At 72.4% G+C, this 14,353-nt stretch carries 14 protein-coding genes; 9 read left to right on the forward strand and 5 right to left on the reverse strand.

The window, feature by feature from the left end; genetic code table 11:
* Nucleotides 1-5: 5 nt before the first annotated feature.
* Nucleotides 6-746 (reverse strand): flagellar basal-body rod protein FlgF, encoded by a 741-nt coding sequence (gene flgF / locus MKK82_RS17425; protein WP_243986343.1) that lies wholly within the window; start codon nucleotides 744-746, stop codon nucleotides 6-8.
* A 256-nt stretch (nucleotides 747-1,002) separates the two neighbouring features.
* On the opposite strand from flgF, the gene fliL reads away from it, so the two are divergent.
* The 5 genes from fliL to MKK82_RS17450 all read left to right on the forward strand — a co-directional run bounded on the left by fliL (nucleotide 1,003) and on the right by MKK82_RS17450 (nucleotide 4,921).
* Nucleotides 1,003-1,554, forward strand: coding sequence for a flagellar basal body-associated protein FliL (fliL, locus tag MKK82_RS17430; protein ID WP_238287286.1), 552 nt, complete (start codon nucleotides 1,003-1,005; stop codon nucleotides 1,552-1,554).
* Nucleotides 1,555-1,603: 49 nt separating this feature from the next.
* Nucleotides 1,604-2,821 (forward strand): flagellar motor switch protein FliM, encoded by a 1,218-nt coding sequence (fliM, locus tag MKK82_RS17435; RefSeq protein WP_238287382.1) that lies wholly within the window; start codon nucleotides 1,604-1,606, stop codon nucleotides 2,819-2,821.
* A 19-nt stretch (nucleotides 2,822-2,840) separates the two neighbouring features.
* Nucleotides 2,841-3,353, forward strand: coding sequence for a DUF6468 domain-containing protein (locus tag MKK82_RS17440; protein ID WP_238287288.1), 513 nt, complete (start codon nucleotides 2,841-2,843; stop codon nucleotides 3,351-3,353).
* Nucleotides 3,350-4,195 carry a MotE family protein gene (locus MKK82_RS17445; RefSeq protein WP_373323319.1) on the forward strand — a complete coding sequence of 282 codons (846 nt, stop codon included), beginning with the start codon at nucleotides 3,350-3,352 and terminating at the stop codon, nucleotides 4,193-4,195. The genes MKK82_RS17440 and MKK82_RS17445 overlap by 4 nt, the downstream gene beginning before the upstream one ends.
* 126 nt (nucleotides 4,196-4,321) lie before the next feature.
* Nucleotides 4,322-4,921, forward strand: a complete 600-nt coding sequence (locus MKK82_RS17450) for a cysteine hydrolase family protein (protein WP_238287290.1) — start codon at nucleotides 4,322-4,324, stop codon at nucleotides 4,919-4,921.
* A gap of 16 nt (nucleotides 4,922-4,937) precedes the next feature.
* Here the strand turns inward: MKK82_RS17450 and MKK82_RS17455 are convergent, their stop codons facing one another.
* The 4 genes from MKK82_RS17455 to MKK82_RS17470 are packed head-to-tail and all read right to left on the reverse strand — an operon-like array spanning nucleotide 4,938 to nucleotide 9,302.
* Complete coding sequence (locus MKK82_RS17455; RefSeq protein WP_238287292.1) at nucleotides 4,938-6,236, reverse strand: leucine-rich repeat-containing protein kinase family protein; 1,299 nt, start codon at nucleotides 6,234-6,236, stop codon at nucleotides 4,938-4,940.
* Nucleotides 6,237-6,239: 3 nt separating this feature from the next.
* Nucleotides 6,240-6,431, reverse strand: a complete 192-nt coding sequence (locus tag MKK82_RS17460) for a DUF1192 domain-containing protein (RefSeq protein ID WP_238287294.1) — start codon at nucleotides 6,429-6,431, stop codon at nucleotides 6,240-6,242.
* A complete protein-coding gene (locus MKK82_RS17465) occupies nucleotides 6,421-7,662 on the reverse strand; it encodes a phosphopentomutase (protein ID WP_243986344.1) in 1,242 nt (413 codons plus the stop codon). Before MKK82_RS17465 ends, MKK82_RS17460 begins: the two co-directional genes overlap by 11 nt.
* A 2-nt stretch (nucleotides 7,663-7,664) precedes the next feature.
* Nucleotides 7,665-9,302 carry an ABC transporter ATP-binding protein gene (locus tag MKK82_RS17470; protein WP_238287298.1) on the reverse strand — a complete coding sequence of 546 codons (1,638 nt, stop codon included), beginning with the start codon at nucleotides 9,300-9,302 and terminating at the stop codon, nucleotides 7,665-7,667.
* A gap of 108 nt (nucleotides 9,303-9,410) precedes the next feature.
* On the opposite strand from MKK82_RS17470, the gene MKK82_RS17475 reads away from it, so the two are divergent.
* From MKK82_RS17475 to MKK82_RS17490, 4 genes are all read left to right on the forward strand, one after another.
* Nucleotides 9,411-10,790 (forward strand): CoA transferase, encoded by a 1,380-nt coding sequence (locus tag MKK82_RS17475; protein ID WP_238287299.1) that lies wholly within the window; start codon nucleotides 9,411-9,413, stop codon nucleotides 10,788-10,790.
* Nucleotides 10,791-11,013: 223 nt separating this feature from the next.
* Nucleotides 11,014-11,895, forward strand: a complete 882-nt coding sequence (locus tag MKK82_RS17480) for a lytic transglycosylase domain-containing protein (RefSeq protein ID WP_373323326.1) — start codon at nucleotides 11,014-11,016, stop codon at nucleotides 11,893-11,895.
* Nucleotides 11,896-11,979: 84 nt separating this feature from the next.
* The gene (locus MKK82_RS17485; RefSeq protein WP_238287300.1) at nucleotides 11,980-12,882 is read left to right on the forward strand and encodes an alpha/beta hydrolase; all 903 of its coding nucleotides are present in this window, start codon (nucleotides 11,980-11,982) and stop codon (nucleotides 12,880-12,882) included.
* Nucleotides 12,883-13,001: 119 nt separating this feature from the next.
* The gene (locus tag MKK82_RS17490) at nucleotides 13,002-14,327 is read left to right on the forward strand and encodes an O-antigen ligase family protein (RefSeq protein ID WP_238287301.1); all 1,326 of its coding nucleotides are present in this window, start codon (nucleotides 13,002-13,004) and stop codon (nucleotides 14,325-14,327) included.
* Nucleotides 14,328-14,353: the final 26 nt, after the last annotated feature.

Below are 14,353 nucleotides of genomic sequence, written 5' to 3' on the forward strand. Positions count from 1 at the left end.
TCCCCTTACGCGACGTCGGCGAGGCGGCGGATCGCCGTGCCCCGCAGGTCGTCGAGGCGCGAGATCATGCTCGACACCATCGCGTAGGAGCGGTTCACGTCCATCAGCCGGGTCATCTCGATGACCGGCCGCACGTTCGAGCGCTCCAGCGCCGCGGGTTCCAGGCGGCCCTCGAGCCCGGCCGGCTGCGCCCGGTCCGGCGAGGCGTAGAGGTTGCCGCCCTCGTTGGTCAGCCGCTGCGGGTTGGCGAAGGTGACGAGCTTGATCTTGCCGCGGATGCCGATTTTGGTCGACACCGTCCCGTCGGGCCCGATCGAGAGACCGGTCTCCTGCGGGTTGATGGTGATCGGGCCGCCGTCGCCCGCGACCTTGTAGCCGTCGCTCGTCACGAGCGCGCCCTGCGGGTCGATCTCGAAGGCGCCGTTGCGGGTGTAGCGCTCGCCCTGCGGCGACTGGACGGCGATGAAGGCCGAGCCTTTGACGGCCACGTTGAGCGGGTTGCCGGTCTGCTCGATCGGGCCCTGTCCGAGGTCGAGCGTCGTGCCCTGGTCGATGACGTAGGACAGCCGCCGGTCGGGCCGGGCGAAGGAATCCGCGCTCGCCACCGGCATCAGGTATTCCTGGAAGCGGCTGGAGCGGCCCTTGAAGCCGGTGGTCGAGACGTTGGCCATGTTGTTGGAGATCACGTCCAGCTCACGCTGGAGCGCCACTTGGCTCGACACGCCGACGAAGAGAGCATTCTGCATCGTGGACTCTGGGACTCGTGCGCCGCAGGAGCGGCAACAATCCATTCAGCATGCGCCGTGCCATCGGAGTGGAGGCGAATTTTCCTTTTCTGGAGAGGCGCTTGGCCGAAACTGCGTCGGTTGCGCTCGAGGGGCCGGACCGCGCAGCGGCAATCCTCGCCCGGCAGGATTTGCCTGCTTAACGGCACGTTAACCGAGTTGCTTCGATATCGGGCTTGTATCGGGCGCGCGGATTCCCGCCAGAGAGCACCATTCCATGGCCAAGAAGCCCAAGAAGGCCCCCGCCGAGGGGGGCGAGGCCGAAGCCGCCCCCAAGGGCAAGAAGAAGCTCATGATCATCGTGGCCGCCGCGGTACTCGTGGTGGGCGGCGGCGCGGGCGCCTTCCTGATGAAGGGGCGCGGCGGTCACGGCGACGGCGCGGAAGCGGCGTCGGGCGGCGGCCACGGCGGCGGCCACGGCGAGGGCGGCAAGGAGGCGGGCCCGGACGGCAAGAAGCCGGTGGTCTTCGTGGAGGTTCGGGAGTTGCTCCTGAACCTCAGCCCCGACCAGCCGCAGGACAAGGCGCGCTTCGCGAAGGTGCGGATCTCCCTCGAACTCAAGGACGGCAAGGTCGAGGCGGAGGTGAAGCCGCTGATGCCGCGCGTCGAGGACGCGCTGCAGATCTACATGCGCGAACTGCGGCCGAGCGACCTCACCGGATCGGTGGGCCTGTTCCGCCTGCGCGAGGAACTGCTCCGGCGGGTCAACATCGCCCTCTTCCCCGCGAAGGTGGAAGCCGTGCTGTTCAAGGACGTGATCGTCCAGTGATGCGGCCCGAAGCGCTGTCCCACTCCCGCCCGGCCACGATCGAGCGCGCCTGATGGAACCCGAGGACGAACTTCCGGAGGACGACTGGTCGGCGGCCCTGCTGGAGCAGGGCGCCGAGGGCGGAGACACGTCACTCGCCGAGGAATGGGGGGCGGCGCTCGCCGAGCAGGGCACCACCCGCAACGCGGGCGACGTCGCCGCCGAATGGGCGACGATGATCGAGGACGGGGAGAGCGACAACCTCCCCGAACTCGCCGGCAACGACCGGGTGCTGAACCAGGACGAGATCGACGGCGTCCTCGGCTTCTCCATGCGCGAGCTGTCGGCCTCCGGGGCCGGGGGCGTGCAGGCCATCGTCGATTCGGGCGTCGTCCAGTACGAACGCCTGCCGATGCTGGAGATCGTCTTCGACCGGATGATCCGGTTGCTGTCGACCTCCCTGCGCAACCTGTTCCAGGACAACGTCGAGGTCACCCTCGACAACATCACCTCGGTGCGCTTCGGCGACTACCTCAACGCGATCCCGCTGCCGACGCTCCTGGGGGTGTTCCGGGCCGAGCAGTGGGAGAATTCGGGCCTCGTCACGGTCGATTCCAACCTCGCCTACGCGACCTTCGACCTGCTGCTCGGCGGCAAGCGCGGCGGCCTGTCGAGCCGCCTCGACGGGCGTCCGTTCACCGCCATCGAGATGACCCTGGTGCGCCGGCTCGTGGAGATCGTGCTGGGCGACCTGGAGATGTCGTTCCAGCCGCTCTCGCCCGTGAGCTTCGGCATCGACCGGATCGAGACCAACCCGCGTTTCGCCACCATCACGCGGCCGGGCAACGCCGCGATCCTGATCAGCCTGCGCCTCGACGTCGACGGGCGCGGCGGCATGCTGCAGATCCTGTTCCCCTACGCGACGATCGAGCCGATCCGGGAGCTGCTGACCCAGAGCTTCATGGGCGAGAAGCTCGGCCGCGACCACGTCTGGGAGGGCCACCTCGCCACCGAGATCTGGCAGGCCGACGTCACCATGGACGCGGTGCTGCACGAGATGATGCTGCCCTTGAAGCAGGTCATGAGCCTCAAGGTCGGCGAGACGCTGATGTTCGACGCCAAGCCGTCCGATCTCATCACCGTCCGCTGCGGCGACTGGGCCCTGACGCAGGGGCGGATCGGCCGGGTCGACGGGCACATCGCCGTGCAGGTCACGCGTCCCCTGCGCCGGTCGCGCACGACGATCCAGGCCTACGAGGCCTCGATGAACAGCCGCTCGGACAGCTGAGCACGATGAGGGCCCCGACATGAGTCTCTTCGTCACCCTCGCCGCCGACATCCTGGTCGCGGTCCTCCTGGCCGCGACGATCGTCACCTCCCTGCGGCTGTCGCGGCGGATCAGCCAGCTCAAGGGCGACGAGGCGGCCCTGCGCCAGACCATCGGCGACCTGATGGTGGCGACCGGCACCGCCGAGCGCGCCATCGCGGGCCTGCGCGCGGCCATCGACGAATCCGACCGCGTCCTCGGCAACCGCCTGCAGGCCGCCGCCGCCCGCGCCGCCGAGCTGTCGCAGCAGGTCGAGGCCGGCGAGCTGGTGGTCACGCGCATCGGCGCCATCGTGGCGCAGATGCGCGCCGTCCCGGCGCGGCCCGAGCCGGCGCCCGCCCCGCCGCCGGCGGCTCCGATCACCCGTGAGGTCCCGGCCGCAGGGCGTTCCGAGACCGGCAGCCCGAACGGCGAGCGCCTCGGAGTGGCCGCCGCGGCGGCGCTCGCCATGAGCGAGCGCGCCCTGGCGCGCGTCCGGGCCCGCGCCGCGTGACCGGGGTCAAGGCTCCGAAGATCCCCCCGCCGAAGCCGGATCCCGAGGAGAAACTGCGCCGGGCCGGCACGGCCCTGCGCCGTGCGCCCCCGAAACCCGCCCGGACGTGGCGCTTGCGCCTCGTCGATGCCGTGGCCCTGGCGGCGGCCGGGCTGCTCGTGCTCAAGCTCCTCAGCCTGCTGCAAGCCGGTCTGCCGGAGGGCGTCGCGCTGCCGGAATTCGGGCGGGCGGTGGCGCGGGCCCGTACGGGCTACGAGCCTCCCGATCCTGTCACGACCGGGTCGGTGGGCGCCACGGCGGAGCCGGCCGCGGCCGAGAAGGCCCCGGAGGCCCCCGTGCCGCAGCCGGCGGCCGCGCCGCCCGCCTCGCTCTCCGAGCGCGCCCTGCTGGAGAAGCTCGGCGCCCGGCGGGACGCCCTGCGCCAGAAGAGCGAGGAGCTGGAACTGCGCGAGAAGATGCTGGGCGAGGCCGAACGGAAGCTCGAGACCGGGCTCGGCGACCTCAGGAAGGCCGAGGACAAGGTCGATTCCGTCGCCAAGGCCAAGGAGGAGGCCGAGAAGCAGGGGCTGAAGAACATCGTCACGATGTACGAGGCGATGAAGCCCAAGGACGCCGCCCGGGTGTTCGACCGGCTCGGGCACGACGTGCTGGTGCCGATCGTGCTCGCCATGAACCCGCGCAAGATGGCCGAGGTCCTGGCGGTGATGCAGCCCGACACGGCCGAGCGCCTGACCGTGGCCCTCGCCAACCGCGCCCGCGGCGGCGGCGCGCAGGCCCAAGCCGGTCCGGGTCTGCCCGCCAACGAGTTGCAGGCGATCGATCCGGGGCCACCCGCGCGCTAGGGCGGCGGGCCGGACGGCGCGGGCACGGAGCACCGATAACCCATGGTGCCGGCGCGGCGCGCCGGTGTAGGGTCCCGCGCCGCCGTCGGTCACCCTGATCAGGGGCGACGCTCTGGGAGAAACCGGATGTCCGAACCAGCAACCCTGCGCGGCCTGTCAGGCCTGAATCCGGAGCCCGCACCGCTCAAGGGTTCGGCGCTCGTGATGATCGACCTGCAGCAGACCTACCGCGAGGGCGTGATGCGGCTCGACGGCGTCGAGCCCGCGCTCCGCGAAGCTGCGGCGCTGCTGGAGCGCGCACGGGCGGCCGGCATCCCGGTCTTCCACGTCCGTCACGATGCCGGACCGGGCTCGCCCTACGACGTGACCGCGCCCATCGGCCAGATCAGCCCGGAGGTGGCGCCCCAGGGCGACGAGCCGGTGATCACCAAGGCCTATCCGAGTTCGTTCGTCGGCACCGATCTCCAGGCGCAGCTGGAGAAGGCGGGCGTGAAGGATGTCGTCCTGGCGGGCTTCATGACGCATATGTGCGTCAACTCCACCGCCCGCAGCGCCTTCAACCTCGGCTTCCGCCCCACCGTCGTGGCCTCCGCGACGGCCACGCGTGATCTGCCGGCGCCGGACGGCTCCGTGGTGCAGGCTGCCCAGCTTCAGGCCGCGAGCCTCGCCGCGCTCGGCGACCTGTTCGCCGTCGTGGTGCGTCGGCCGGACGACATTCGCGATTGACAGCCGCCGGGGCGGCTCAGGCCGGCCTATGCCGCAATTCGGCGACCGCCTCCGCGAGGCTGGGCCGCCGGTGCGGATCGGGGTGCGTGCAGGCGCGCTCGAGAGCGCGCAGCCTCGCCGGCGGCGCCTCGCAGCGATCGAGAAGCTCGCCGATCAGGAGGCCCACCGCCCGGACCTCGATCCGCGCGAGGGCCGCACCGGCATCGCCTCCCGGCAGAGCCGAGGCGGCGCCGAAATCGCTGAGCACGGCGGCACCGGTTTCGGCATCCCAGAGGATGTTGTGGCCGTAAACGTCGCCGTGGAGAAGGCCGCGTCCGTGCAGATGGGCCACGGCCTCCGCCACCGCCCGCGTGATCTGCCGCGCGTGGTCCGGGCTGAACCGCTGGTCCGGATCGTAGACGTCGCGGCTGCAGCTCGCGAGGCTCGGCGGCCCGGCGAGAACCCGGCTCTGCGGCGGCAGCAGGCGCAGGAGCAGCCCCTGCGCGCCCTCCGGGTGGCCGTCCAGCCGGCCGAGCGCTCCGGTTAGCGCCGGATGCGGTCCGGCGGCGAGACAGGCCTCCATCTCGCGCTCGGGCAGGCCGTCGCTGGTCATCGCACCCTTGAACAGCTTCAGGGCCACGGCCTGCGCGTCGCCGCGCCCGCGCCACACGGCCCGGTGGACCCGGCCGGAGGCGCCCTCCCCGAGCAGATCGCCGATCTCCAGTTCGGCCCAGGGCACCCGTTGGGCCGCGGTGGGCGCCGTCGCGGATTCGGCGGGATTGCCCGCATACGCGATCCAGGCGAGCCGCGGCAGGTCGGCGAGCCAGGACGGCAACGTTTCGAGCCGGTTGCAGGCGAGTCGGATCAGCTCCAGGTTCTCCGCGCCCGCGAGACGATCCGGCAGCGTCGCGATCCGGTTGCCGGCCAGCATGAGCTTCTGGAGGAGCGGACGCTCCCCCAGGGCCGCCGGCAGGTGCTCGATCCGGTTGTCGGTGAGCGTGAGCCAGCGCAGGTCGCGCGGCAGCGCCTCCTCCGGGATCTCGCGGATGCCGCAGCCGCGGAAGCCCAGCTGGCTGAGCGTCGGACAGTCGCCCAGCACCGGCGGCAGCCGCGGGAAGGGATTGCCGGAGCAGAACAGCACCCGGAGGCGGTGCAGGCGCCCGAACTCCGCCGGGAGATCGCTCAGGCTGCCGCGGCCGAGATCCAGCACTTCCAGCGTGTCGGCGAGGGCGAAGACCTCGCGCGGGATCTCCGAAAGCCCGTCCGGCAGGCGCAGCGCGCGGGCGCCGCCGAGCTCGCCGCGCCGCAGGGCCGCGAGGGTGTCCGACCGGTCCAAGTCTCAGCTCCGTTTGAAGAAGGCGTCGGCGGCCCCCTGCGCGGCCTGCTTGGCAGCCCGGGCCGCCTCGATCCGGACGATCTCGGCCCGCAGGAGGGCGATGCGGGCGTCGAGATCGGAGAGCGAGAGCGTGTCGAGGGACTGACCGATCTGATGGGTGACGCTCCCGCGCGGCCGGTCTTCGTCATCCCGCATGCTGTCCTCCTTCCAGGAACGGTCGTCCGGCACCGTCCCAGGGCAGGCCGAGATGGCCCGCCACCGTGGCGCCGATATCGGCGAAGCTGTCGCGGCGGCCGATGTCGCGGCCGCTGATGGCGGGTCCGAAGGCGAGGACCGGGACCTGTTCGCGGGTATGGTCCGTGCCGGTCCAGGTCGGGTCGTTGCCGTGATCGGCGGTGATCACCGCAAGATCCCCCGGCGCCAGCGCGGCCAGGATGTCGGGCACGCGCGCGTCGAATGCCTCCAGCTCGGCCGCGTAGCCGGGCACGTCGCGGCGGTGGCCGTGCTCCGTGTCGAAATCCACGAGGTTGATGAAGATCAGGCCTCCGTCGGGCAGGTCCTTGAGCGCGTCTAGACCCGCCACCAGGCAGGCCGCGTTCGGACCGGGCTTGATCTCGCGACCGGTGGCGCGATGGGCGAAGATGTCGCCGATCTTGCCCACGCTCACCACCGTGCGCCCGGCTGCCTCGGCCCGGTCGAGCAGCGTGACGCCCGGAGGCTCGACGGCGAAGTCCTTGCGGTTGCCGGTCCGGCGGAAGCCCGCCTCCGCCGAGCCCACGAACGGCCGGGCGATCACCCGGCAGACGCGGTAGGGGTCGCAGAGCCCGCGCGCGACCCGGCAGAGGTCGTAGAGCCGCTCCAATCCGAAGGCCTCCTCGTGGGCGGCGATCTGGAACACGCTGTCGGCCGAGGTGTAGCAGATCGGCCGGCCGGACCGGACGTGCTCGGCGCCGAGCTCGTCGATGATGGCGACGCCCGGTGCGTGCCGGTCACCCAGGATGCCCGGCAGGCGGCCCCGCGCGATCAGCGCCGCGGTCAGGTCGCGCGGGAATGCCGGTCTCGTGTCGGGGAAATGCGCCCAGGGCTCGCGCAGGGGCAGGCCGGCGATCTCCCAGTGGCCGGAAGGGGTGTCCTTCCCGGCGGCCGTCTCGACCGCATGACCGTAGGCGCCCCGCGGCCGGCCGTCCGGAGCGAGGTTCGGCGGGATCCGGCCGGAGGCTCCGGCGGCGGCGAGCCCGAGCCCCAGCGATGCGAGGTGCGGCAGCCGCAGCGGTCCGGCGCGGAGCCCCGCTCGGTCGCCGCGTCCGGCCGCGCAGGCCTCAGCGATGTGCCCGAGCGTGTCGGAGCCGGCATCGCCGTAGGCATCGGCATCCGGTGCCCCGCCGATGCCGACGGAGTCGAGGACGATGAGGAGCGCGCGTGCCACGGTCAGGCGGGCTCCAGCTCGGTCGGGGCGTCGCTGTCGAGGGCGAAGGCGGCCTTGAACAGGGCGCGGGTATAGGCGGTCTTCGGGTTCGCGAAGATCGTCTCCGCGGGGCCCTCCTCCACCACCTGGCCGTTCTGCATCACCACCACGTAGTTGGCCAGCGCCCGAACCACCTTCAGGTCGTGGCTGATGAACAGGTAGGCGAGCCCGCGCTCGCGCTGGAGGTCGCGCAGCAGCGTCACGATCTGCGCCTGGACGGACCGGTCGAGCGCCGAGGTCGGCTCGTCGAGCACCACGAAGCGGGGGTTGAGCACCATGGCGCGGGCGATGGCGATGCGCTGGCGCTGACCCCCGGAGAATTCGTGCGGGTAGCGGTCCATGGCGGCCGGGTCGAGCCCGACATCCGTGAGGGCCTTCGACACCACTGCGCGACGCTCGGCCCGGGAGCGGACGATGCCCTGGACCACCAGCCCCTCGGCGACGATGTCGGCCACCGACATGCGGGGCGAGAGTGACCCGTAGGGATCCTGGAAGACCACCTGCATGTCCCGGCGCAGAGGGCGCATCTGCGCCACGCCGTAGCCGTCGATGGCCTTGCCGAGGAACACGATCGGGCCCTCCGAGCCGGTCAGCCGCAGCAGGGCGAGGCCCAGCGTCGTCTTGCCGGATCCGGACTCGCCGACCACGCCCACGGTCTCGCCTTCCCGCACCCGCAGCGAGACGCCGTCCACCGCCCTGACGTGGCCGGTGACGCGCCGGAGCAGGCCCGACTTCAGCGGGAACCAGACCTTGAGCGGTCCGGCCTCGACCAGCGAAGCGGCGTCGGCGGGGACCGGGTTGGCGCGGCCCTTGGGCTCCGAGGCGATCAGGCGGCGGGTGTAGTCGTGCTGCGGGTTCGCGAAGACCGCCCTGGTCGCCCCGGCCTCCACGATCTTGCCCCGCAGCATGACGCAGACCCGGTCGGCGATCCGCTCCACGATGCCGAGATCGTGGGTGATGAACAGCATCGCCATGCCGAGGCGCTTCTGGAGATCGGCGAGCAGCGCCAGGATCTGCGCCTGCACGGTCACGTCGAGCGCGGTGGTCGGCTCGTCGGCGACCAGCAGGTCGGGCTCGCAGGCGAGCGCCATGGCGATCATCACGCGCTGGCGCTGGCCGCCGGACAATTCATGCGGATAGGCGCCCATGCGGCGCTCCGCGTCGCGCAGGCCGACGAGGTCCAGAAGCTCCAGGATCCGCCGCCGTGCGGCCTTGCCGGTCAGCCCGCGGTGGAGGCTCAGCACCTCGCCGATCTGCCGCTCGATCGTGTGAAGCGGGTTCAGCGACGTCATCGGCTCCTGAAACACCATGGTGATGTCGGCGCCGCGCACATTGCGCATATCCCGCTCGGGCAGGCTCCCGAGGTCGCGGCCCTTGAACAGGATCCGGCCGGCCGGCCGTGCCGCGCCGTCGAGGAGCCGGAGGATCGCCAGCGCCGTCACCGACTTGCCGGATCCGGATTCGCCCACGAGCGCCACGGTCTCGCCCCGGCGGACGGTGAAATCGACGCCGTCGACCGCGACCGTCTCGCCCTCGCGGGACCGGAAGGCGACGGACAGACCCTCGACGGAGAGGAGCGGCTGGGTTTCGGCCTCGGACATGGGCCTCTTATAGCGCGCCGGAGCCGGGACCCTAGTCTATCCTGCGGCGAGGGCGGATCGGTCTCGGCGCCGGTCGCGCCGACCCCGACCCGCGGGAGAGAGACCGAGATGGATGCGAGCGCCAAATCCTTCGCCGCACAGATCTGGTCGGCCGTGGACGGACCGCCCGACGCCGTCGCGTCGCTCCGCTTCGTCGGCGCGGGCGCCCTGCCGTCGGCCTTCGCGGTGACCGACTTCGCCGCCGGTGCAATCGCGGCCGCGGCCCTGGCGCTCGCGGAGGTCGCGGGCACGCGCGGGACCGTCACCGTCGACCGGCGGCTGGCCTCGTTCTGGTTCGCCACCTCGCTGCGTCCGGAAGGCTGGCGCGTGCCGGCGCCGTGGGATCCGGTCGCCGGCGACTATGCCGCGCTGGACGGCTGGATCCGGCTCCACACCAACGCGCCGCACCACAGGGCGGCGGCCGAGCGGGTGCTCGGCCGCCGCGCGGATCGCGCCGCCATGGCGCTCGCGGTGGCGGGCTGGGCCGGGGAGGAGCTCGAGGCGGCGATCCTCGCCGAGGGCGGATGCGCGGCCGGGATGCGCGGGATCGCCGCGTGGGCGGCGCATCCGGCGGGCCGCGCCGTGGCCGCGGAGCCGCTGGTGGCTGTCGAACGCGTGGCCGAGCGGTCGCGCCCGCGCTGGACGCCCCGGGCCGGACGGCCGCTGGCGGGCCTGCGGGTCCTCGATCTCACCCGGGTGCTCGCGGGGCCGGTGGCGACCCGCTTCTTCGCGGGGTTCGGCGCGGACGTGCTGCGGATCGACCCGCCCGAGTGGCAGGAGCCCGCCCTCGAACCGGAGGTGACGCTGGGCAAGAGCTGCGCCCGGCTCGACCTGAGCCGGGATACCGACAGGGCGGTCTTCGAAGGCCTGCTCGCGGGCGCGGATGTGCTGGTCCACGGGTACCGGCCCGGCGCCCTCGACGGCCTGGGCTATGGATCCGCGGCGCGGCGGGCCCTGGCGCCCGGCCTCGTCGAGGTCTGCCTCGACGCCTACGGCTGGACCGGTCCCTGGGCCGGGCGGCGCGGTTTCGACAGCCTCGTGCAGATGAGCTGCGGCATCGCGCAGGCCGGGCAGGCGTGGATGCAGGCCGATCGGCCCGTACCGCTCCCCGTCCAGGCGCTGGATCACGCCACCGGCTACATGATGGCGGCGGCAGGGCTCCGGCTGCTCACCCGCCGGCTGGCGGACGGCGCCGGCGGCCGGGCGCGGCTCTCCCTCGCCCGCACGGCGGCACTCCTCGCGGGTGCCGGGCCGGCCGAGCCGGACGCGGCCATCACGCCGGAGGCGCAGGACGACCGCGCCCCCGGGATGGAGGCCACGTCGTGGGGCGCTGCCCGGCGTCTCCGGCCGCCGGTCGTCGATGCGGGCGCTCCGATGCGCTGGACACGGCCCGCGCGCCGGCTCGGGACCGACGCGCCCGCCTGGGCCGCCAACCCCGGGGCGGCATGATCGCGCGGCCACGCTTGTGCCGGGTCCCGGATCACCGTTTCTGGCTGCGCGGCGCCCGGGACAGGGCGGCTCGGCAAGCTTCGGAAACCGTGTGCCGGACGGGTGAATCCAGGCGCGGACCCCCGCGCCCCACGGCGCCCCGCCGGGAACGCTGCGGATTGATCCGCAACCGAAGGTCGCTACAAGCGCCGGGGTGAACACCCCTTGCCTGCGCTACGGCGCGCTGCTCGCCCTTCTCATCCTGATCACGGCGCGTCCCGCCGCGGCCGTTCCGTCCGAGGGGGCGACCGAAACGGTGGAACAGGCGCTGTGCCGCCTCATCGACGATTCCGCGAAGGCCCGCAGCCTGCCGGTGCCGTTCCTGACCCGGTTGATCTGGCGGGAGAGCAGTTTCCGCGTGGGTGCCGTCAGCCCGGCGGGCGCGCAGGGCGTCGCCCAGTTCATGCCGGGAACGGCGCGGGAGCGCGGGCTGCTCGACCCGTTCGACCCGGAGCAGGCGATCCCGCACGCCGCGCATCTTCTCGCGGATCTGAAGAGGCAGTTCGGCAATCTCGGGCTCGCCGCCGCCGCCTATAACGGCGGGGCTGCCCGGGTGAGCAAGTGGCTCGCCGGCGACGGGGGCCTCCCGGCCGAGACCCGCGCCTACGTGGCCTCCATCACGGGCCTGCCGGTGGACGACTGGCGGACCGGCCCCGCCAAGGGGATCGAGTATCCCGAGGGCGGCGCGCCCGCCAAGCCCGACGCGAAGGAGGCGAAGGCCGAGCCGCCGCAGACCTGCATGCAGGTCACCGCCAGCCTGCGCATCCCAACCCGCGGCGACCGCTTCGCGCTGGGCCTCAACGAGGGCCCGGCCGCGCCCTGGGGCATCCAGCTCGCCGGCAACTTCTCGAAGGCGCTCGCCCTCCAGAGCTTCAACCGGGCCCGGAGCAGCTACGCGGGGGTGATCGGCGAGGTCCGGCCGATGATCATCGGGACGCGCCTGCGCAACCGCGGGACCCGCGCGTTCTACCGGATCCGCATCCCGGCGCAGAGCCGGCAGGCCGCCGACGACCTCTGCGGCCGCATCCGCAAGGTCGGCGGCGCCTGCATCGTGCTGCGCACCTGATTTTGCCGCGCTCCGCCGCGGGACCGTCATCAATCCGCCCAGAGCGCGGTGCGGTATCGCCCGGTCGGGACAACCGGATGGGATATGACACGGATCCTCACCGCGCTTGCGAGCCTCCTCTGCCTCGGACTCGCGGCCTTCGGCATCAGCGCCGCCTCGCCGCTCGCCCTGTTCGACGCGATAGGCCCGCGCGATCCGGGCGGGCGCCTCGCCGCGAAGGACCAGGCCTTCGGCGACGGTTCGCGGCGGCGCCTCGACGTCTACGTTCCCGTCACCGCCGCGGAGAACGCCCCGGTCCTGGTCTTCTTCTACGGCGGCTCCTGGCAGAGCGGGTCCAAGGACGACTACGCCTTCGTGGGGCACGCGCTGGCCGCCCAGGGCTTCGTCACGGTGCTGCCGGATTACCGGCTCTACCCGGAGGCGCCGTTCCCGGGATTCCTGGAGGACGGAGCGGCCGCCCTGGCCTGGGTGCGGGACAACATCGCCGGGTACGGCGGCGACCCCCGCCGCATCGTGCTCGCGGGCCACTCGGCCGGCGCCTACAACGCCCTGATGCTCGGACTCGACCCGCGCTACGTCACCGCCGCCGGCGTCGATCCGAAGGTGATCAAGGCCGTGGCCGGCCTGTCCGGCCCCTACGATTTCCTGCCGCTCGATCAGGACACCACCGTCAAGGTGTTCGGGCAGGCAGCCGACCTCGCCGCCACGCAGCCGGGGAGCTTCGTGGGGCCGCTGTCGCCGCCGGCCTTCCTGGCGACCGGCGACGGTGACACGGTGGTCAAGCCGCGGCACACCGCCAGCCTCGCCGCGAAGCTGCGCGCCGAGCACGTGCCCGTGCAGGAACGGATCTACCCGGGGCTCGACCACAAGGACACGCTGCTGGCCCTGTCGGTGACCTTCCGGTCGAAGGCGCCCGAACTCGCCGAGATGGCGTCTTTCCTGATGCGGCAATCCTCCGGCCGTTCGCAGTACACGATGCGGCGCTGAGCAGCGCGTCAAGGTTATCGCGCGATTGATCGGTGCAACCGCCGATTCGCCATCGCCCGGGATGTCGCCGCCGCTAGAATACGTCGGGCCGCGTGGCGCGGCCCTCGCGGTGGAATGACATGGCTTCTGCGGACGCGGCGATCGGGGTCACGGCCGGCGGGCGGCGGCGCGGCCTCGCCGGGCGCGACGTGCCGGATGGCCTGCGCGTGCTCCTCAACGGCGCCGTCTTCGTCCTGCTCTGGAACCACCTGTGGTTCGTGGATCTGGCGGACCGATCGTCCCTCGCGGCGGCCGAGGACGGCAGCACGCTGACCCAATTGCTGTTCGTCGTGACGGGCCTCTCGATGGCCGCGGCGATCTACCGGATCGGCCCGCGCCACCTGCGGCCCCTCGCGACCTGGCCGCTGATGCTCTGCGCCCTCTGGCTCGGGCTCACCGCGCTGCTGTCGATCGAGCCGAGCCTGTCGCTCCGCCGGCTGACCCTCTTCGCCATCGCCGCCATGCTCTCGGCCGGCGTGCTGATCGTCGCCCGCTCGCCCCGGCAGCTCGCCCTGGCCCTGGCGGGCGCGGCGCTGGTGATCCTGGCCTCGTCCTACCTCGCGGTCGCGCTGGTGCCGAACCTCGCGATCCACTCGGCCTTCGACGTCAATTCGGATCCGAGCCATCCCGGTCTGTGGCGCGGGATCTTCCCGCACAAGAACGAGGCCGGCGCCGCCATGGTCGTCCTGGTGATCATCGGGTTCTACGTCGCCGCCGCCGCCAGCCGCATGCTGGGCTGGAGCATCGTGCTTCTGGCCGCAGGCTTCCTGGTGGCGAGCGGTTCCAAGACCGCGATCCTCCTGCTGCCAGTGATCCTCGCCGTCACGGGCCTCTGTCAGGTCCTGACCGGCGGGTTCGCCCGGTCCCTGCTGCTTCTCGGGCCGATCATCGGGTTCTCGCTGGTCTCGATCGGCTCCGTCCTGGTGGCGCCGATCCGCGACGCCGTCGGGGCGCTGCTGACCGATGCGACCTTCACGGGCCGCAGCGAGATCTGGCAGTTCGCCATCGACAACATTTTCGTTCGCCCCTGGCGCGGCTGGGGGATCGGCGCGTTCTGGATGACCGAGCGCACCATGTACGGCGGCGCCGAGGAACTGACCTGGGTGACCAGCGCCAACCACTCGCACAACGCCTATCTCGACACGGCGCTGATCGGCGGCTTCCCGTTCCTGGTGCTCACCGTCGTGGCCTTCGTGCTGGCACCGGTGCGCGACCTCCAGCGTGCCGCAGGCGGGACGCGGCTCGACGCCGAGACGCTGCTGTTCCTGCGCCTGTGGTTCCTCGGCCTCGTCTCGGCCTCGTTCGAGACGGTCCTGTACAACGGCAACAACGCCACCTGCTGCATGTTCATGATGGCGGTGTTCGGCCTGCGCCTGCGCACGCGCTACGCCATCGCCGCCGACTGAGCGCCGGTGAGGCCCGCATCGGCTGC

It is taken from the genome of Methylobacterium sp. E-046, from assembly GCF_022829625.1.
Lineage (GTDB): Bacteria > Pseudomonadota > Alphaproteobacteria > Rhizobiales > Beijerinckiaceae > Methylobacterium > Methylobacterium longum.